Below are 16446 nucleotides of genomic sequence, written 5' to 3' on the forward strand. Positions count from 1 at the left end.
TTGGCGCAAAGAATTGCAATATTTATCTCGAATGAATTGCAAAAATTGAAACAATGCGATGAACGACTACAAAGCCCTGAAGACCTTCCTTATGGCGGCTGAGAAGCGCAACTTCGCGCAGGTTGCACGCGAGCTTGATATGACGCCGGCCGCAGTTACGCGGGCGATCGCCGCGCTCGAAGACGATCTCGGCGTGCAGCTGTTTGTGCGGACAACGCGCCAGGTTTCGCTGACGACGGACGGCGCCGTCTTTGCCGCGCAAATCCAGCCGTCCCTAGAGGCGCTGGAAAGCGCCAGACGCGACGTAAGAAACGCTCATAAGGCGGACCAGGGTCGCTTGCGAATAAGCGCTCCGACTTGGCTCGGTAAAACCGTTCTACCGTCGATCCTGTCCGGCTTTCGAGAACTCTATCCAAAAATGTCGTTTGAAATCTCGCTCTCGGACGGCTTGGTCAACATCGTCGATGATGACTACGATCTCGCGATCCGCATCTCATCCCAGCCATCGGACAAGTTTACGATATGGCGCAAGATCCGGGCCGTGCCGAGAATTTTGGTGGCGGCGCCGGGCACCCGGTTCACCGAGATGGACCACCCGAGCGAGTTGACGCCGGACGACTGCCTTGCATACAGCGGCGAAAGCAGGCGGGAGACCTGGCACCTTTCTGATGGCGGATCGAGCACGACCATCACGGCCGGGAGGGCGTTCAGCGCCAACAGCGGCGAGGTGCTTGCCGACATGGCCGCCGATGGAGCGGGCGTTGCCATGCTTCCGGGATTTCATATCGCGGAGCGAGTCCGCAGCGGTCGCCTCGTCCATGTCCTTCAAGGCTGGTCGCCCCCGGAACTTTGGCTGACCCTATACTATCCGCCTTATCAAGCGCTGCCGCCCCGCATAGCGACCTTCTCGAAATTCTTCGAAGAACAGTTGCCGGCTCACATGATCATGCTTGATTGACGAGCGAAATGGATCCGGAGCTACAACCCGATGCGGCTGTTAGCGATTGGCGTTCAGTCATTCTGACGCAGGGTTCGCGCGCGTCAGCACCGGCGCTTCGCCCGCAGGATGGCGTCGAACAGCAGGGCCTCGCCGATGCTGTCACTGAAGCGCTAGCACACGCCTCGGCCCGTCGGCGCCGCCGCAATGGCTGAACCGCCCCGTCACGGCAAAGCCGCCACCCTCTCGGGTGACGGCTTTGGTCACTGGAGTTTTCAGAGACTACTTCGCAGCCTCTTCGATCACGTCTGCGACGGCTTGGGGCTGCGACACCATCACAACGTGGGATGCACCCTCGATTACGACAGTGTGCTTGGAGGCCGCCCGTTCGGCCATGAAGCCGAGTGCCTTCGCTGGGATGTTCTTGTCGCCGTCCCCATAGATGAAATAGGAGGGCAGCGTCTTCCAGGCGGGCGAACCTGACTTTTCCGTCAAGGCAGCTTCGGTGATCGGGCGCTGGCCGGCGGCCATCAGTGCCGCATCCTCGATTGAAACATCGTGGGCGAACTGGTCGTGAAACTTCGCCTGGTCGATGGAAAGATCGACGCCGCCACCTATCAGCTTTACCGGGGCGGCGAGCGCTTGGCCAAGCGTGCCCCCGGGGAACTTACCGGCGAGATCGGCAGCTGCTTCTCCAGCTTCCGGAGCGAAGGCTGCAACGTAGACCAGCGACTTGACGTTGTCCTTGCCGTTTGCCGCGGTCGAGATCACCTGGCCTCCGTAGGAATGCCCAACGAGGACGACGGATCCTTTGATGCTCGAGATGATGTCTGAAACATAGGCCGCATCGCCTGCGACACTGCGCAGTGGATTGGCAGCGGCAACGACCGTGAACCCGTTTTTCTGAAGGATCTTCGTCACACCATTCCAGCTCGACGCATCGGCGAAAGCGCCATGAACGAGAACGACTGTGGGCTTTGCGGGCTGGGCAACAGCCCCGCCGGACAGGAGAGCGGCGATTAAGGCAACGGTCGCAGCGAGTTTAAACATGACGATATCCTTTGTGGCTTCGGTCCAATACAGGCTACGAGGGAGTTTTTATCGCGCCCGATTAGTTTGTGCACAATCTATATTGCCTCAAAAGAGACATGTCAACCGCGCTAATAGATCGCGCGCGACTAATTTTTTTGCGCAACGAAGCCAGAGCGCTATTTTGCGTCGCAGATCGCCACTGCGAGGGTCCGGCCGCGCATTCTCATCCTTCAGCTGCTTCAGCTTTTCCAATCTCCGGCGGCAATATACCGGCGTATTTTTCTTCCAGCTGTAATGGGTCGCCTGACTGCCTCCGGCACGCGATGGAGCATCTGCGGTAGCTTCAGTTTTTTATACGAATACGAATGAGGCGCGGATCGTGGCGCTTATCGAAATCACGACAAGGCTCATCCGGACTGATCCAACCGCGCCCACTTCTCGTAATCCAGGCTGACGAAAAACAACGGGAGCGAACGAACGAGCCATGTTCCGAACCGCAATAGCGATCGCAGCTGTGTGCGCAGCCGTCCCGTCAGAGGCCGCTGCGGAGCAATACAGAGCAAACGAGATCAAGGGAGAGATCGTCGGCAGGCGCATCTTCCTTGAAGCTCCATTGGGTGGGGAATTCCCGCTAAACTATCGAAGAAGTGGCAGTGTCGACGGTGACGGCGAAGCTTTGGGCCTCGGCCGGTTCGTCAAACCCAAAGACACCGGCACTTGGTGGATACAGTCTGACCGTCTCTGCCAGCAGTTTCGCACCTGGTACGACGGTCGCCCGATGTGTTTTGAGCTCTACCGGGTCGAACAGAAAAAGCTGAAGTGGATCCGGAACGACGGAAAGACCGGTATCGCCCGAATAGGTCCCGAGCTTTGATGTGGCAGCGAAAGGAGGCCGCGAATTGAAGCTTATGCCGCGCAATCGATTTGACGGAGGAAATGCATGCGCATCTTCAGCGTTTTTCTTACGGTCCTCGCCATGAACCTTGCATTGGTTGCGCCAGCGGCCGCCGGGTCCTTTTCGCTTGAAAGCTTCTTTACAGGCAGGTCGAGCGCCGAGGGAAGCTTTCAAAGCATCACCGGGGTTAAAAGGACATTCGAAGTCCAGTTGGTCGGAAAATGGGACGGCCGCACCCTGACGCTCAGGGAAGATTTCAGGTTCGATGACGGCAGTCGAGATCGCAAGACGTGGCGGTTCATAAAGGATGGACCCGGCAGATACAGGGGTACGCGCGAGGACGTGATTGGAGAGACGCAGGTGCGGATTAAAGATAATGTCGCGCGCTTCAGCTATCTGGTCTTCCTCGACTCAAAAAACCGCAAGAACAAAGTTCGCTTTCACGACACCATGACATTGAACAATGACGGTCGTGTCCTCAATACCGCCTATGTGACGAAATTCGGATTGCCGGTTGCCTGGACGCGTGTCGAATTCAGGAGACAGTGACTGATGTGGAAAGTGTCTAGCAGACGAGCATCCAGGTCACACCCTTCGACACTCATCCTCTATGCGCTTCCAGCGTTCCCATTGGCGGCGCTTGCGCTGCCGCTTTTCGTCATCGTTCCGACGTTTTACTCCGAAGTCATGGGACTACCGGTCGCGGCCGTCGGCGGTGCACTTTTTGCCATTCGTCTTCTTGATGCAGCGAGTGATCCGATATTCGGCTGGCTTGCCGACCGGTGGAATGGCGTTGGCGGTCGCCGGCGTGGCTTTTTTCTTGCGTCAATTCCGCTAACCGCGGTCGCCGCGTTCATGCTTTTTTGGCCGCCTCAAACAATCGGGCTCGGTTATCTGCTTATATGGGGTGGCCTTTTGTCACTTGGCTTTACCTGGTCCTCTCTGCCCTACACTGCCTGGGGGGCAGAACTTTCAACCGACTATGCCGAGCGAACACGCGTTGCAGCTTTCCGCGAAGGCGCGACGCTTATCGGGACTTTATCGGCCATCAGCCTCCCCTTCGCTGTTGGGACGGCTGGGGCAAATAACGCCGATGGGCTGAAGGCGGTAGCCGTTCTTGTCGCGGTCTTGCTTCCGCTCACAGGGCTTATGGCTTTCGTTTTCGTCCCCGAACCCGTCAATCGGTCGACGCGGGAGTTTGGCCTGATGCAAAGCCTGGTTTTCATGTCGAAGAACCGGCCGTTCCTGCGTCTCATCGCCGCTTTTCTTTTGAATGGATTTGCAAACGCAATCCCAGCGACTTTGTTTCTTTACTTTGTCTCAGGGCGTCTGGGAGCTGCGGAATGGCGCGGCCCGTTTCTCCTACTCTATTTCGCATGCGCAGTTCTTGGCGTACCGCTCGCAGTAAAGGCCGCAAGGCGCTGGAGCAAGCACAAGGCCTGGAGCGGCGCTATGCTGGTGACGTGCTCGATCTTTGCGGTATCAGGATTTCTCGGCGACGGAGACCTGGTCGCCTTTGGTGCGATATGCGTGTGCACCGGTCTTCTGCTCGCCTTCGACCTTGTTTTGCCTCCATCCATGCAGGCAGACGTAATCGACAACGACACAGCAGTCTCAGGCTCTCAGCGTTCCGGCATGTATTTCGCGGCGTGGGCACTTGCCACGAAGCTCTCTCTGGCGACAGCAGTCGGGGTGACGTTTCCCATGCTCAGTCTGATTGGCTTCGACCCGGCTCAAGATCGTTCGTCGCCCGACGCTCTCAAGGGTCTTTCGTTGCTTTACGCCTGGGCACCAATCGTCCCGAAGCTCGCAGCAATCGGGCTCATGTGGGGCTTTCCGATCGATCGTGTGGCCCAACGAGAGCTTATTGGCCGGACTTGACGGTATTGCGCTCGTCTACGGCTGCCAGGTTGATGACACGTTTTCCCCATCGCCCACTGAGGTAGGTTTCCATGACTATCGGTCGCGATTTAATCAACAATCACGCCTTGCACGAGACGGATCGTCGAAAGGTGGCGTGGGTTACCGGCGCAAGCTCCGGCATCGGGAAATCGCTTGCACTCCGTTTGGCACTTGACGGCTGGACGGTCGCCGTAAGCGCGCGCAACTCGGTGGAGCTCGATACTCTCGCACGATCACTGGAGAACAAAATCCATTCTTTTCCCCTCGATGTGACCGACCGCGAAGCGGCAGAAAACACCGTACGCGACATTGAAATGCGCCTGGGTCCGATTTCCCTTGCGGTCTTCGGCGCAGGAACGTACCGGCGCGATAGCCTGTCGACCTTCGACGCCGCGGCGATCGGAGAGATGGTCGGGCTCAACATCATGGGAACCGTGAACTGTTTGCAGGCGATCATGCCAGCGATGACGACGCGCCGGTCGGGACGGATTGCCGTCATGGCATCTGTGGCAGGCTACACCGGTCTTCCTGGTGCCGCGGGCTACGGCGCGACCAAAGCCGCCTTGATCAACATGTGCGAAGCCCTTTATCCCGAACTTGAACGGCAAGGCGTTCAGATGACAATTATCAATCCAGGATTTGTCGATACGCCTTTGACGCGTCAGAATGACTTTCCAATGCCTTTCCTGATCTCTTCGGAAAGTGCGGCGGAATACATCATGCGCGGGCTTGAGCGGGGTAAGTTCGAGATCGCATTCCCGTGGAGGATGAAAGTGGTCTTGAAGCTATTGAAGGCGCTTCCTCCAAGCCTGAGGTTCGCCTTGACGCGCCGCATGTTGCGTGAGGAGCAGACCTGACCTCCGTCACGTTGGTTCGAGCCGGAACTGGTAGACATCGATGGTCCCGTTGCGAAAGCCGGCGGCGCAGTAGTGAAGGTAGTAGCGCCACAAGCGCTTGAACCGTTCGTCGAATGCAGCGGATTCAATCTTGTGCCAACTTTTGAGGAAAGCACCTTCCCACAAGAGCAGGGTTTTCTCGTAGTCACGGCCGAAAGAAAATGCATCCCGCACCCGTAGGCCGGAAGTGACAGCCTCCTGCCTGAAGACTGCCGCAGAAGGCAGCATGCCACCGGGAAATACATAGGTTTGAATGAAATCGGCGTTTTGCCGATACCGCTCATACCGCCTCTCGTCGATCGTGATGACCTGGATCAGCGCTTGTCCATCAGGAGCGAGGTTCGTCCGCAGCTTCTCAAAGTAAACCGGCCAATTCTCCTCTCCCACGGCTTCGAACATCTCTATTGAGACGATCTTGGTGAAACGTCCTTCACAATCCCTATAGTCTTGCAGCCGCACCTGGGCCAACGGAGACAATCCCTTGTTTGCCAGCCGAGCTCTCGCAAAGTCGGCCTGCTCCTTCGACAAAGTCAGCCCGGTAATGCGACACCCCGTGCGCGAGGCCGCGTACTCCATAAACCCGCCCCAGCCGCAACCGATCTCAAGAACATGATCTTGCGGACCGATTCGCAGCTCACTCAGGATCCTGTCGTACTTGGCTTGTTGGGCTTCACCGAGTGACTGCCCTTGCCGCTCAAAGATGGCGGCAGAGTACGTCATCGTCTCATCGAGCCATGCGCGGTAGAAATCGTTCCCGAGGTCGTAATGGAACGCGATATTTCGGCGGCTCCCGGCACGGGAGTTTCGTCTGAACAGATGCCGGAGGTAAGCGAGGCGGCTTATTAGCGGGCGAGAGGCGAGCGCTGGCTTGAGGGTCTCTTCGTTGGCAAGCGCCAAATCCATAAGCGTTCCCAGGTCTGGCGTCTCCCAGTCGCCATCAAGATAGGATCGAGCAAACCCGAGGCTGCCGCTCGTGAGCATACGCCAGACCGCTCTTGAGTTCGTAAAGACGATCGCTGCAGTCGGACCGGGGACGTCGCCTTTGACCAAATGCACTGCCCCACAGGGGAACTCCGCGCGCAACTGCCCGCGTTTGATACGGGCAAGCCAACCGCATACTATTCTTTGCCACAGCGGGCGGCCCGACGATATTGAAAATGCCGCACCCTGATCAAGCTCGCTCATGCCAAGGTGTCTTTCTGTTCGAAACGGGAGACAATCGTTGTGGCGACCCGCAGGTCCGCCGGTCGATGACGATGCACGGGCATGCCCTTTAGCCAGATCTTGAGCGCCTCCCAATGGATCGCACCCATTACTTTTACTGTCATCATGGGGTGTTTCAGGAAGGTTAGAAAAAGCCTCTTATCCGAGATCTCTTCCCTTTCTCCGGAAAATACAGCCGTGAGAAGTCGCCCGTCACAATCGTTTTCGGTTATGCCGACGAACACGGTTTCCCCCGGCGGCCTGAGGTTGAACTCATAGCGGCAATCCATGGGTACAAACGGAGAAACGTAAAGTTCTTTGACGCACGACTGCCGGATCGCTCCGCCCTCGTCGTCGCTCACCGGAATGACATAGGTATGGCGTTCGTGGAATGTGTTGCAGACCTCATAGAGAACGGCCCGGACTTGGCCATCGCTTGCCTCACAGTAAAAGACCGTCAAAGGGTTGAAAACGTAGCCGAGTATGCGGGGATAACATAGCACACGGATACGCAGCTGCTTCACGTCCACCCCGGCCTCGGAAAGCTGCCGTTCGACCCAACTGCGTAGCGCGCCTACTTCACCATCCCCGTGATCGCTGTCGCGAAAACTGAACAGAGCAAAGCGATTATGGCCGAACAGGCGCAACTTGCTGTCCAGCGAAGCCAACTCGTCCAGATCGAGGAGCAGCGAAAAGACCCTGTAGGAAAGCCTATGCCGGCGGGGTCTAAACCGAACGTGGCACACCTGGCCGCTGTAAAGAGCCGACCTCGACATCATTGAGCCGCCGCGTAACCGATCTCGCAGGGGAGCCTGCCAGAATCGTCGCGGACCGTCCATGGACGCCGCTCGCCGGAGATGGCCTCGGCAACCGCAAGCCCGGACTGCAGTCCGTCTTCGTGAAATCCGCTGCCGAAGTAGGCCCCGCAAAACCAGACACCGCCGCGTCCTTGGAGATCCCAAAGCTCCTTTTGAGACGCCAACGCTCGCTGATCAAACAGGGGATGGTCATAATCGAATGTCGCGATTATCCGCTCACTGGCTATCTTTTGATGCGGGTTCAGCGTCACAAAAAGCGGCGTCGCCGGATCGATCCCTTGCAATCGGTTCATCCAGTAGGTCACACAAAGCTGGCGCTCACCACAATCATCCGACGCGCCAATGTAGTTCCAGCTCGACCACACGTTTCGCCGCCTGGGCATCAATGAGGTATCTGAGTGCAGAACCGCCTTATTGCTTGTGTAGCTGATCGCGGACAACAGCTCTCTTTCACGTGCGTCAGGCTCGGCAAGCATCGCCAGCGCTAGATCGGCGTGAGTCGCGATGACCACATCCGTGAAAGTGTCACGATTGCCATCACGATCTGTTATGACCACCGTCCCCACCTCGCGGCGGATTTCCCGGACTGCCCTGCTTGTCCGAAGCTCGCCGCAATAGTCCGACATCAGCCTGCTGACATATTCTCGGCTTCCGCCGGTTACGGTTCGCCAACGAGGTCTGTCCGTCAATGCAAGCAAACCATGACTGTCGCAGAATCGAATGAAGGCATGCAGCGGATAATCACGCATGCGTTTGGTCGTTGTGGACCAGATCGCAGCGCCCATGGGAAGGAGATGATCGGTAACAAAGGCATTGCTGTAGCCATTCTCGTCGAGATACTCCCCCAGCGTCTTGCTAGCGAGATTTAGCCGATTAAGAGCTTTGGGAGCTTCTCGATAGAAGCGCAAAATGTCTGACAATATTCTCCAGAAGCGCGGACGAAGTGCGTTTAACGGTTGAGCGAACAAGCCTGTCAATCCAGAGCCCGAGTATTCGAATGCCCCGCCATCCAATGAAGCGGAGAACGACATATTGGAAGCTTGGGTCGGGACGTCAAGGTGGTCAAACAGCGCTACAAGGTTGGGATAGTTGCGATCGTTGTACACGATGAACCCGGTATCGACCGGAACCGGTCCAACAGCCGTCGGCGCGAGGACGGTGTTGGCATGACCGCCAGGTTTGTCGCCGGCTTCGTAAAGAACGACCTCTAAGCTTTTACCGAGTAGCCAAGCCGCGGACATTCCCGAGATACCGGCGCCAATCACAGCGACACGCCGTTGCCCGAATTCACCCCTCATACCCCGATCAAACCGCATGTTATCCCCTCAATTTGACGAACAATTACGAACGCACTACGAAAAAATCTCCCGATCGGATTGATCACCTTGAAAAATTTTGGACAACAATGATCCAAGAAGCAGAAGGCATCGTAATCGGTGCCATGGAGACAATTCTTGCGATTTCCGCTACCGCTGTTCCAGATATCCCATTTGTTCGATCTGGGCATGAGCCGCTGATCGACCTTGGGAGGCAGAAGAAGCGTGGACGCATGGTAGAGCCGGCCGGGGAACTGACTAAAGATGAAGCCTGCTCTCTGCTCGAGGCAGTCGGTCGCAAGCGAGATATTGAATCTTTCGAGGCGCTGTTTCGCTATTACGCTCCGCGCGTAAAGGCCTATATGGCGCGCCTTACGCGTGATCCAAACATCGCCGAGGAATTGATGCAGGAAGTGATGATCACCGTTTGGAACAAGGCAGGCCAGTTCGAAGCGACACGCGGTAACGCAGGTACGTGGATCTTCACGATTGCCCGCAACCTTCGTATTGACGCCTACCGCAAGAACCGGAGGCCGGATTTCGACGTCAATGACCCCGCATTTGTGGCAGACGATGCCAAAAGCGCGGAGAACGAGCTGGCGGAACGCCAGGATGCGACCCGGTTGAAGGACGCCATGAAGGACTTGCCTCAGGAACAGATCCAATTGCTGACGCTTTCGTTCTTCGACGATTGCTCTCACAGTGCGATTGCCACCAAGCTGAACCTGCCGCTCGGAACGGTGAAGTCGAGAATCCGACTTGCCTTTGCGAGGCTTCGGGCTGCGCTGGAGGACGGAGAATGAATATCCGTCATCATGTGAGCGACGAATTGCTGGTGGGATATGCATCCGGCACGCTTGAAGAGGGTTGGCGGCTTGCTGTTGCAACGCATCTTGCGTTGTGCCCCAACTGCCGGACAAGACTGACTTTGATGGAGAATACGGCCGGAGAGCTGCTCGAGAGCATGGAGCCGATGCCAATAGAAATCTCGTCTTTCGATCGGTTGAAAGAGCGCCTACGAACCGCGGAATCTCCCCCAAGCGTCTCGTCGAAGCAACCTGCGAGGGTAGTGCAAGTCGTTTCGCCGCCAACCATCCCGGAACCGTTGCGATCCTATCTTGGAGGAGATCTGGCGGAGCTGGAATGGAAGTCTCTGGGACGTGGCGCCTATCACATTCCGATCAAGCTGGCCGATCGGTCGACAACGGCCCGTCTGCTTCGCATACCGGCCGGAAAACCCGTGCCGGAACACAGCCATGGAGGTCGCGAATTGACGCTCGTGCTCAGCGGAAGCTTCAATGACGGAGAACTCTTGTTCGCCCGAGGAGATATAGAGGAGGCAGACCCGAGCGTTGAACACCAGCCCCTGGCAACGCCTGAGCAAGATTGTATCTGTCTAGCGGTAACCGACGCGCCGCTCAGGTTCCGGAGCTGGTTTATGCGTTTGCTTCAACCTGTCCTTCGGATCTGATCGGAGGCGACGGATGACCTACGCGATATCCTACGTGGCGACAGCGATCGTCTTTCTCGGCTTGGACTTTTTGTGGCTGACCGGGTCGTCGAAATTCTATCGCAGCCGAATTGGAGAGCTTCTGCTCGAGCATCCAAATCTCATTGCCGCCGCTGCATTTTACGTCATTTATGTAACCGGTGTTTCATATTTTGCCGTCATACCTGCGCTCAGCTCCGGACGTTGGACGACAGCACTGGTATCGGGAGCTCTGCTCGGCCTTGTCGCTTTCGGCACCTACGACATGACAAATCTGGCAACGATCAAGGGGTGGTCGTTGGAGGTAAGCTTGGTGGACATGGTGTGGGGTGTCTTCATCACCACGGCGTCCGCTCTCGCCGGATATTTTTCCGTTTCGGCCGTACAAAAGCTGATTTGACCCCAACTCGGAGATTGAAGCGGCCAGGGGCCGCTCAATTCGTGTGCCGCGAAGAAAGAAAGCTTTGAAGACGTTCGGAACTCGGATTGCTCAGAACGTCGCGTGGATCGCCCTGTTCCTCGATCACACCCTGGCTGAGAAAGATGACATGATTGCCAACGTCGCGGGCAAATGCCATTTCGTGGGTGACGACGATCATGGTCCTTCCCTCCTCGGCCAATCCCCGCATGACCCGAAGCACTTCGCCGACAAGCTCCGGATCAAGCGCCGAGGTCGGCTCGTCGAAAAGCATGATCTCCGGTTCCATCGCGAGCGCCCGGGCGATCGCAACTCGCTGCTGTTCTCCGCCCGAGAGAAATGCCGGAAAGGCATCGCGGCGGTGCGACACGCCAACCTTTGCCAAGTATGCGTCGGCTCGTTCAGCTGCCTCAGCGCGGCTTATCCCCTGTACGCGCATCGGCCCCAGCATCACGTTCTCCCTCGCCGTCATGTGGCTCCACAGGTTAAATTGCTGAAAGACCATTGATAAACGCGAGCGCATCGAAGCGAGCTTCTTGGGGTCATGTACCGTCAGGTCTCCGCTCGACGCCTTTCTCAGGTCAAGTTTTTCTCCCTGAAACCGATAGCTGCCCTCACACGGGTGCTCCAGGAAATTGAGGCATCGCAAGAACGTGCTTTTTCCCGAGCCGGACGCGCCGATCATGGAAATCACATCTCCGCGCCTCGCGCTGAGCGAGATGCCTTTGAGCACCTCAACGGAGCCGAACCTCTTTCGGATGTTGGTCACTTCGAGCATCGCTGTCATAGTCTGTCTCCGCGCCTTGGCGCTCATGGGCTTAAAAGTGGACCGTTGCGGAACACATCGTTGCCGGCGATCTTGCCAAGGCGTTTACCGCGCTCGGCGATGCGGCTGTCAGCGCGTGCGTAGAACACGCCTGATGTCTGCGCCTTCACGGCCGTCACCGTTCCTGAAAGCGGGTCGATGATCTCCGCTATCACATCACCAGCCCTTACATGATGGCCAAGGTCGAGTGCGTAGCTCACGACCCCCGCAGACGGTGAAATGACAGCTTCTGAACCTGCGAGCGGGGTGGGCTCGCACAGCTTGGCCGGCGCCTGCGCGGCCGAACCCTTGACGACCCCTAGATCGCGTAGGAACTCGACGATCGCCTCGGCGTCGCTCCGGGCGCGTCGCCGATCCACATCGCTACGACCGCGCAACTCAACGGTGGTCGAAGCGCAGCCAAGCGGGATGTTCGCGTCGGGCAGCGATCTTGCCAGGTCCAACCATGGGCGCACGAGGGCCTCGTCGAACGGATTGAGTCCTGAGATCTCAGCAAGCAGCACCGCTCGGGCGTGAAGACGCGTCGCAAGCGACGAGAATATCCGTGCGAAATGCGGTTGCGTGTAGAGATGAACCTCAGCCTCTCCATCACAATGGAGATCCAGCACATAATCGGCATCAATCGCAAGTTTCATGAGGCATTTTCGAACGTTGTCCGAGGGGGTGACGACGTGCCATTCCTCAACCAGGGCCATCAACTCGGCGCGGATGACGGCCGCGTTAGCGCTGGCGTCTGTGCCCAAGCGGTTGGGAAGCCGGGCGGACAGCTTGGGTCCGAAATCCGGATAATGCCGATTGAAGTTCCGTCCGTCATAAAGATCGAAACGGCCTTCCTGCTGACCAAGGGAAAACTGAGACAGCCCGACCGGATTGGCAACCGGAACGACCCGGACGCAGCCGAAGATCGCGTCGGCCGCCTCAAGCTCCGCCAACGTCTCGCAAAGCGCATGCGCAACAATGATGCCGGGAGCCTCGTCGGCATGGAGACCACCTTGGATATAGACGAGTGGCGTGTCTGCGTGCCGCCCGAATTCGACACATTTCAAGCTATGCCGCGTGCCGGGTCCCTGACCTTCGATATCAAAGATTGTCTCTTTCATCATGCAACTTTCGGGTTGAGATGCTCGGCTGGCTTCTCTCTGGCGTTCGGAGCGTCCGAGCGGGAGAGATGCCGCAAAAAGTGCGTCTCGAGCCAGCGGAAAAAAGTGGTGAGACCGATGGTCAGACACAGATAAATTGCGGCGGCGACGCCGAAGGATTCCGCCAGCACGAGATAATTGGTGTAGACGTCGCGCGCGACCCGCATCACCTCGACAATCGTCACCGTGCTCGCAAGGGCGGTGGCATGCATCATCATTACCACCTCGTTGCCGTATTGCGGCAGTGCGCGACGCCAGGCCGATGGCCAGATCACGTACCTGAGAACCGCCGCGCGGCTCAGGCCGATCGAACGTGCCGCTTCGATTTCCCCAGGCGCCGTGGTTCGGATCGCGCCGGCGAATATCTCGGTCGTATAGGCGACAGTGTTGATCGTCAGCGCAAGCCACGCGCAAAACCAGGGAGAGCGGAATAGCGGCCATATCGCGCTGCTGCGCACGAATTCGAACTGAGCCATTCCGTAGTAAATGACAAACAGCTGAACAAGAAGCGGCGTGCCGCGGATGACGTAGGTGAACAGCCATACCGCGCGAGAAAAATGGGGCGACCGCATCGAGCGCACGAGCGCCAGTGGCACCGAGACCGCAAAACCGCTGACGACGACGGTTGCCAACAGGATCAAAGTGTTTACCAGACCGCCCGCAAATGCCGGCAGGTTATCGGCAACGATTTCCCAGTCGATCATGCAGCACCTCCGCTGCGAACGCCGCGTGAAGAAAGCTTCTCAAGCGCTCCGAAGAGGAGAACCGAAAATGTGGTGACCGCGAGATAGATGAGGCCGATAAGCGCGTAGAAGGTAAATGGCTCCCGCGTCGCCGCAGACGCAAGCCCGGCCCGGTGGACCATATCGTCGAGCCCGATGATCGAAACCAGCGCTGTCGCTTTCAACATGACCAGCCACGTATTCGTCAGGCCGGGCACGGCATGCCGTATCATCTGCGGCAGCAGAATGTAGAAGGCCACCTGCCAGCGGGAAAGACCGTATGCAAAGCCAGCCTCGATTTGCCCCGCCGGCACGCTCAGGATCGCTCCCCTGAACGTCTCGGTCAGGTAAGCTCCAAATACAAAGCCGATTGTGCTAACGCCGGCTATGTAGGGATCGACATCGAGATAACCCCACCCATAGGTTTCGGAGATGGAATTGAGCAGGATCTGGCCGCCGTAAAAGACGACGAGCATAACAAGCAAATCCGGCAAAGCGCGCACCGTCGTCGTGTACGCGGCAGCCGACAATCTTGCCGCTTTCCCGCCGTAGATCTTTGCGGACGCGCCAATCAGGCCGATAACACAGGCGATCGCCAGTGAGACCGACGCCACGCTGAGGGTCACACGGAGCCCCCCCAGAATCATCGGTAGATAACCTTGGAACATGGAACAGCACCCCTTGCGACCGGCGCCGCCCAGGCGCCGATCGCGGGAAAAGAACTACTTCTTTGCCGATTGCGGCGTGACGTCGAAGTCGAAGTATTTGCCCGACATTTGCTTGTAAGTACCGTCGCTCATGATGGAAGACAGAGCGGCATTTACTTCCTCGCGCAGAGCGCCATCTGACTTACGCACAGCGATGCCGACGCCGCCGTCGGCGTCCTCGCCCAAGAAGAGGGTGTCGCCAACTTGCTCAAAGTCCTTTCCTTCGGGCTTCTTCAGGAAAGATTCGGCCGAAACCACCGACGATCCGAAGGCGATGTCGCCGCGACCCGCCGCCAGCTCCAGGTAGACGGCCGGCTCCTTGTCCACCGCCAAAACGGTGCTGTCAGGGTAGTTCTTGGCAACATACTCGGCACGCGGAGAGTTGCGCAGGACGATGATCGTCTTGCCCTTTAGCTCTTCCGGCGACCAGCTCTTGTAGTCACCCTTGCGCGCCACCCATCGCGACGGGACGTCATAGTAAGGGTTGGAAAAGTCGACGACCTTCTTGCGCTTTTCGTTGATCGTCATCGAAGCCACGATGATATCGAACTTCTTGGCATTGAGCGCCGGGATCATCCCATCCCATTCCTGCTGCACCATCACGCAGTTCTTGTTCATCTTCGCACAGATCGCATTTGCGATGTCGATATCAAAGCCCGAGAGCGTTCCATCGGGCGCAACTACTGAGAAGGGCGGATAGTTTCCTTCCACGCCTATGCGAAGATCCTCCGCAAACGCAGTACCGGCGAGCATCGTTGTGGCAACGATTGACGCGAGAAATTTCATTCGCATGCGATTTCCTCCCAAAATCAGCTAAGCTGACTTCTCAATGGCAGGATATTTTCATAGAGTCAACAAATGAAAGAAAATTTTCAGACATCCCTCACCTGGAACGCAGAAGCCGATCGACGCTTCGCCACCTCTGCTTTAGGTCTCGAACTCAGCAGACTGCTGCGGCAGGGATCGGCTTCGCAGCGGGCACTGTCCGGTTTTGTGCTCCGGGACCCGATGTTCGTAGCAACGCACGGCATCGAGGAACTCGCTTCCGCAACGGGAACTTCGGCTTCAAGCGTCAGCCGTTTTGTTCGAGACCTCGGATTGGCGGGCTTTTCGGAGTTTCGATCGTCCATAGCCGCTATGGTGAGCGAATTGATAGCGCCTGTCGCCAAGCTCGATGCCTCGATAAGAGACCTCGATAAACGTAGCCAGGGTGTTGAACTCAGCATCGAGGTGACGGGCTCCAACATTGACGCGCTCAAGAGCCCGCAGACCGCCGAATACATACGCGTTGCTTGCGGTGACATAAGAGCGGCTCGAAGGGTATTCGTGATAGGCTTTGGCCTTTCTGCGCACCTCGCGGCAATGCTGGTCCTTTCGCTGCAACCTTATCGGGACGAAGTTATAAATGTCGCTCAATACGGAGGAACGGAGTCCGCTGCCGCGCGTGCGATGTCGATTGGAGAAGGCGACGTACTGGTTGCAATATCTTTTCCCAGGTATTCCAGGGATGTTGTCGAGATCGTCAGATTTGCGCGTGACAAAAAGGCGAAAATTGTCGCCATAACGGATTCTCCAGCCGCTCCGCTGGCTCAGTTCGCCGACCGATTGCTTCTCGCGCCATCCAGACACCCGGTTCTTTCGGCCACAAACGTCCCGGCCATGGCAATCATCGAAGCCCTGGCGTCCGACTTCATGCTGGCGGATCCTGACAATGTCAGGCGAGCAGAGCAGCTTGCAAAGGCTATTTCGTCATACCTGACCGAAGGCGATTGACGAGCCCACCATCCCTTAAGGCCACGAAGGATCGAAGGGTAGCCATCGGTGCTCTCGCTCACAGGTCAACTTGCCGAGGATCCACTCACGCGTCGTTGTCCTATCAAATACGCCCTCTCTCCCGTCGCGTCCGCTGGACAGGGCATATCCGTCGCCTAAGGAAACTTTTGGCGATGCTAAGCGTGAGTCCTCTATAGGGGCCGAACTCCCTCTGCTGCGCCGAAAAACCTTCGCGGCCACGCTATGCGATAATCCAACGAGCCGTTCCCCTCGTAAACGCTCTTGGGTTTTCAAACGGTGTTCCCCCATGAAATGCTGTCGCAGACTGATCTTTATTTTGGCGACCAAGAGCTTTCGGCAAACCGAAGACTTC

18 protein-coding genes are annotated in these 16446 nt (G+C 57.4%); 9 read left to right on the forward strand and 9 right to left on the reverse strand.

Annotation, left to right across the window (positions count from 1 at the left end):
- The first annotated feature begins 58 nt into the window (after positions 1-58).
- On the forward strand, positions 59-958 hold the full coding sequence (locus tag AC3WVQ_RS34830) for a LysR family transcriptional regulator (RefSeq protein ID WP_034802228.1): 900 nt from the start codon (positions 59-61) through the stop codon (positions 956-958).
- A 261-nt stretch (positions 959-1219) separates the two neighbouring features.
- Here AC3WVQ_RS34830 and AC3WVQ_RS34835 read toward each other — a convergent pair whose 3' ends face one another.
- A complete protein-coding gene (locus tag AC3WVQ_RS34835; protein WP_034802225.1) occupies positions 1220-1987 on the reverse strand; it encodes an alpha/beta fold hydrolase in 768 nt (255 codons plus the stop codon).
- 466 nt (positions 1988-2453) lie between these two features.
- Here AC3WVQ_RS34835 and AC3WVQ_RS34840 point away from each other — a divergent pair, with 466 nt between their 5' ends.
- From AC3WVQ_RS34840 to AC3WVQ_RS34855, 4 genes are all read left to right on the forward strand, one after another.
- Positions 2454-2843, forward strand: coding sequence for a hypothetical protein (locus AC3WVQ_RS34840; RefSeq protein ID WP_034802223.1), 390 nt, complete (start codon positions 2454-2456; stop codon positions 2841-2843).
- Positions 2844-2909: 66 nt separating this feature from the next.
- On the forward strand, positions 2910-3413 hold the full coding sequence (locus tag AC3WVQ_RS34845) for a DUF3833 family protein (RefSeq protein ID WP_034802220.1): 504 nt from the start codon (positions 2910-2912) through the stop codon (positions 3411-3413).
- A 3-nt stretch (positions 3414-3416) separates the two neighbouring features.
- Positions 3417-4745 (forward strand): MFS transporter, encoded by a 1329-nt coding sequence (locus AC3WVQ_RS34850; protein ID WP_192445831.1) that lies wholly within the window; start codon positions 3417-3419, stop codon positions 4743-4745.
- Between the two features lie 71 nt (positions 4746-4816).
- On the forward strand, positions 4817-5623 hold the full coding sequence (locus tag AC3WVQ_RS34855) for an SDR family NAD(P)-dependent oxidoreductase (protein WP_192445832.1): 807 nt from the start codon (positions 4817-4819) through the stop codon (positions 5621-5623).
- 6 nt (positions 5624-5629) lie between these two features.
- On the opposite strand, the gene AC3WVQ_RS34860 is transcribed toward AC3WVQ_RS34855, so the two are convergent.
- The 3 genes from AC3WVQ_RS34860 to AC3WVQ_RS34870 are packed head-to-tail and all read right to left on the reverse strand — an operon-like array spanning position 5630 to position 8999.
- Entirely contained in the window at positions 5630-6847 is a 1218-nt protein-coding gene (locus tag AC3WVQ_RS34860) for an SAM-dependent methyltransferase (protein WP_034802214.1), read from the reverse strand.
- The gene (locus tag AC3WVQ_RS34865; protein ID WP_326494167.1) at positions 6844-7704 is read right to left on the reverse strand and encodes a DUF1365 domain-containing protein; all 861 of its coding nucleotides are present in this window, start codon (positions 7702-7704) and stop codon (positions 6844-6846) included. The genes AC3WVQ_RS34860 and AC3WVQ_RS34865 overlap by 4 nt, the downstream gene beginning before the upstream one ends.
- Positions 7641-8999 (reverse strand): NAD(P)/FAD-dependent oxidoreductase, encoded by a 1359-nt coding sequence (locus tag AC3WVQ_RS34870; RefSeq protein WP_192445834.1) that lies wholly within the window; start codon positions 8997-8999, stop codon positions 7641-7643. The genes AC3WVQ_RS34865 and AC3WVQ_RS34870 overlap by 64 nt, the downstream gene beginning before the upstream one ends.
- 89 nt (positions 9000-9088) lie before the next feature.
- On the opposite strand from AC3WVQ_RS34870, the gene AC3WVQ_RS34875 reads away from it, so the two are divergent.
- The 3 genes from AC3WVQ_RS34875 to AC3WVQ_RS34885 are packed head-to-tail and all read left to right on the forward strand — an operon-like array spanning position 9089 to position 10888.
- Positions 9089-9802, forward strand: coding sequence for a sigma-70 family RNA polymerase sigma factor (locus AC3WVQ_RS34875; RefSeq protein WP_348646845.1), 714 nt, complete (start codon positions 9089-9091; stop codon positions 9800-9802).
- Positions 9799-10470, forward strand: a complete 672-nt coding sequence (locus AC3WVQ_RS34880; protein ID WP_112977451.1) for a ChrR family anti-sigma-E factor — start codon at positions 9799-9801, stop codon at positions 10468-10470. Before AC3WVQ_RS34875 ends, AC3WVQ_RS34880 begins: the two co-directional genes overlap by 4 nt.
- A 13-nt stretch (positions 10471-10483) precedes the next feature.
- A complete protein-coding gene (locus AC3WVQ_RS34885; protein WP_034802206.1) occupies positions 10484-10888 on the forward strand; it encodes a DUF2177 family protein in 405 nt (134 codons plus the stop codon).
- A gap of 34 nt (positions 10889-10922) precedes the next feature.
- Here AC3WVQ_RS34885 and AC3WVQ_RS34890 read toward each other — a convergent pair whose 3' ends face one another.
- The 5 genes from AC3WVQ_RS34890 to AC3WVQ_RS34910 are packed head-to-tail and all read right to left on the reverse strand — an operon-like array spanning position 10923 to position 15092.
- Positions 10923-11693 carry an ABC transporter ATP-binding protein gene (locus tag AC3WVQ_RS34890; RefSeq protein WP_082566486.1) on the reverse strand — a complete coding sequence of 257 codons (771 nt, stop codon included), beginning with the start codon at positions 11691-11693 and terminating at the stop codon, positions 10923-10925.
- A gap of 23 nt (positions 11694-11716) precedes the next feature.
- Positions 11717-12835: a succinylglutamate desuccinylase/aspartoacylase family protein gene (locus tag AC3WVQ_RS34895; protein ID WP_192445835.1), complete on the reverse strand. Its 1119-nt coding sequence runs from the start codon at positions 12833-12835 to the stop codon at positions 11717-11719.
- Positions 12832-13575: an ABC transporter permease gene (locus AC3WVQ_RS34900; protein ID WP_063894996.1), complete on the reverse strand. Its 744-nt coding sequence runs from the start codon at positions 13573-13575 to the stop codon at positions 12832-12834. Before AC3WVQ_RS34900 ends, AC3WVQ_RS34895 begins: the two co-directional genes overlap by 4 nt.
- Positions 13572-14261, reverse strand: coding sequence for an ABC transporter permease (locus AC3WVQ_RS34905; RefSeq protein WP_192445836.1), 690 nt, complete (start codon positions 14259-14261; stop codon positions 13572-13574). The genes AC3WVQ_RS34900 and AC3WVQ_RS34905 overlap by 4 nt, the downstream gene beginning before the upstream one ends.
- Positions 14262-14315: 54 nt before the next feature.
- Positions 14316-15092, reverse strand: coding sequence for a transporter substrate-binding domain-containing protein (locus AC3WVQ_RS34910; RefSeq protein WP_063894997.1), 777 nt, complete (start codon positions 15090-15092; stop codon positions 14316-14318).
- 66 nt (positions 15093-15158) lie between these two features.
- Here AC3WVQ_RS34910 and AC3WVQ_RS34915 point away from each other — a divergent pair, with 66 nt between their 5' ends.
- Positions 15159-16073, forward strand: a complete 915-nt coding sequence (locus tag AC3WVQ_RS34915) for a MurR/RpiR family transcriptional regulator (protein ID WP_060610907.1) — start codon at positions 15159-15161, stop codon at positions 16071-16073.
- The last annotated feature ends 373 nt before the right edge of the window (positions 16074-16446 follow it).

This window comes from Ensifer sp. EB106-05-01-XG146, assembly GCF_058791875.1.

Excerpts from the sequence above, each read along its gene's own strand:
- AC3WVQ_RS34830 (WP_034802228.1), top strand. The coding sequence starts at position 59 with ATGAACGACTACAAAGCCCTGAAGACCTTCCTTATGGCGGCTGAGAAG.
- AC3WVQ_RS34835 (WP_034802225.1), bottom strand. The coding sequence starts at position 1,987 with ATGTTTAAACTCGCTGCGACCGTTGCCTTAATCGCCGCTCTCCTGTCC.
- AC3WVQ_RS34840 (WP_034802223.1), top strand. The coding sequence starts at position 2,454 with ATGTTCCGAACCGCAATAGCGATCGCAGCTGTGTGCGCAGCCGTCCCG.
- AC3WVQ_RS34845 (WP_034802220.1), top strand. The coding sequence starts at position 2,910 with ATGCGCATCTTCAGCGTTTTTCTTACGGTCCTCGCCATGAACCTTGCA.
- AC3WVQ_RS34850 (WP_192445831.1), top strand. The coding sequence starts at position 3,417 with ATGTGGAAAGTGTCTAGCAGACGAGCATCCAGGTCACACCCTTCGACA.
- AC3WVQ_RS34855 (WP_192445832.1), top strand. The coding sequence starts at position 4,817 with ATGACTATCGGTCGCGATTTAATCAACAATCACGCCTTGCACGAGACG.
- AC3WVQ_RS34860 (WP_034802214.1), bottom strand. The coding sequence starts at position 6,847 with ATGAGCGAGCTTGATCAGGGTGCGGCATTTTCAATATCGTCGGGCCGC.
- AC3WVQ_RS34865 (WP_326494167.1), bottom strand. The coding sequence starts at position 7,704 with ATGGACGGTCCGCGACGATTCTGGCAGGCTCCCCTGCGAGATCGGTTA.
- AC3WVQ_RS34870 (WP_192445834.1), bottom strand. The coding sequence starts at position 8,999 with ATGCGGTTTGATCGGGGTATGAGGGGTGAATTCGGGCAACGGCGTGTC.
- AC3WVQ_RS34875 (WP_348646845.1), top strand. The coding sequence starts at position 9,089 with ATGATCCAAGAAGCAGAAGGCATCGTAATCGGTGCCATGGAGACAATT.
- AC3WVQ_RS34880 (WP_112977451.1), top strand. The coding sequence starts at position 9,799 with ATGAATATCCGTCATCATGTGAGCGACGAATTGCTGGTGGGATATGCA.
- AC3WVQ_RS34885 (WP_034802206.1), top strand. The coding sequence starts at position 10,484 with ATGACCTACGCGATATCCTACGTGGCGACAGCGATCGTCTTTCTCGGC.
- AC3WVQ_RS34890 (WP_082566486.1), bottom strand. The coding sequence starts at position 11,693 with ATGACAGCGATGCTCGAAGTGACCAACATCCGAAAGAGGTTCGGCTCC.
- AC3WVQ_RS34895 (WP_192445835.1), bottom strand. The coding sequence starts at position 12,835 with ATGATGAAAGAGACAATCTTTGATATCGAAGGTCAGGGACCCGGCACG.
- AC3WVQ_RS34900 (WP_063894996.1), bottom strand. The coding sequence starts at position 13,575 with ATGATCGACTGGGAAATCGTTGCCGATAACCTGCCGGCATTTGCGGGC.
- AC3WVQ_RS34905 (WP_192445836.1), bottom strand. The coding sequence starts at position 14,261 with ATGTTCCAAGGTTATCTACCGATGATTCTGGGGGGGCTCCGTGTGACC.
- AC3WVQ_RS34910 (WP_063894997.1), bottom strand. The coding sequence starts at position 15,092 with ATGCGAATGAAATTTCTCGCGTCAATCGTTGCCACAACGATGCTCGCC.
- AC3WVQ_RS34915 (WP_060610907.1), top strand. The coding sequence starts at position 15,159 with ATGAAAGAAAATTTTCAGACATCCCTCACCTGGAACGCAGAAGCCGAT.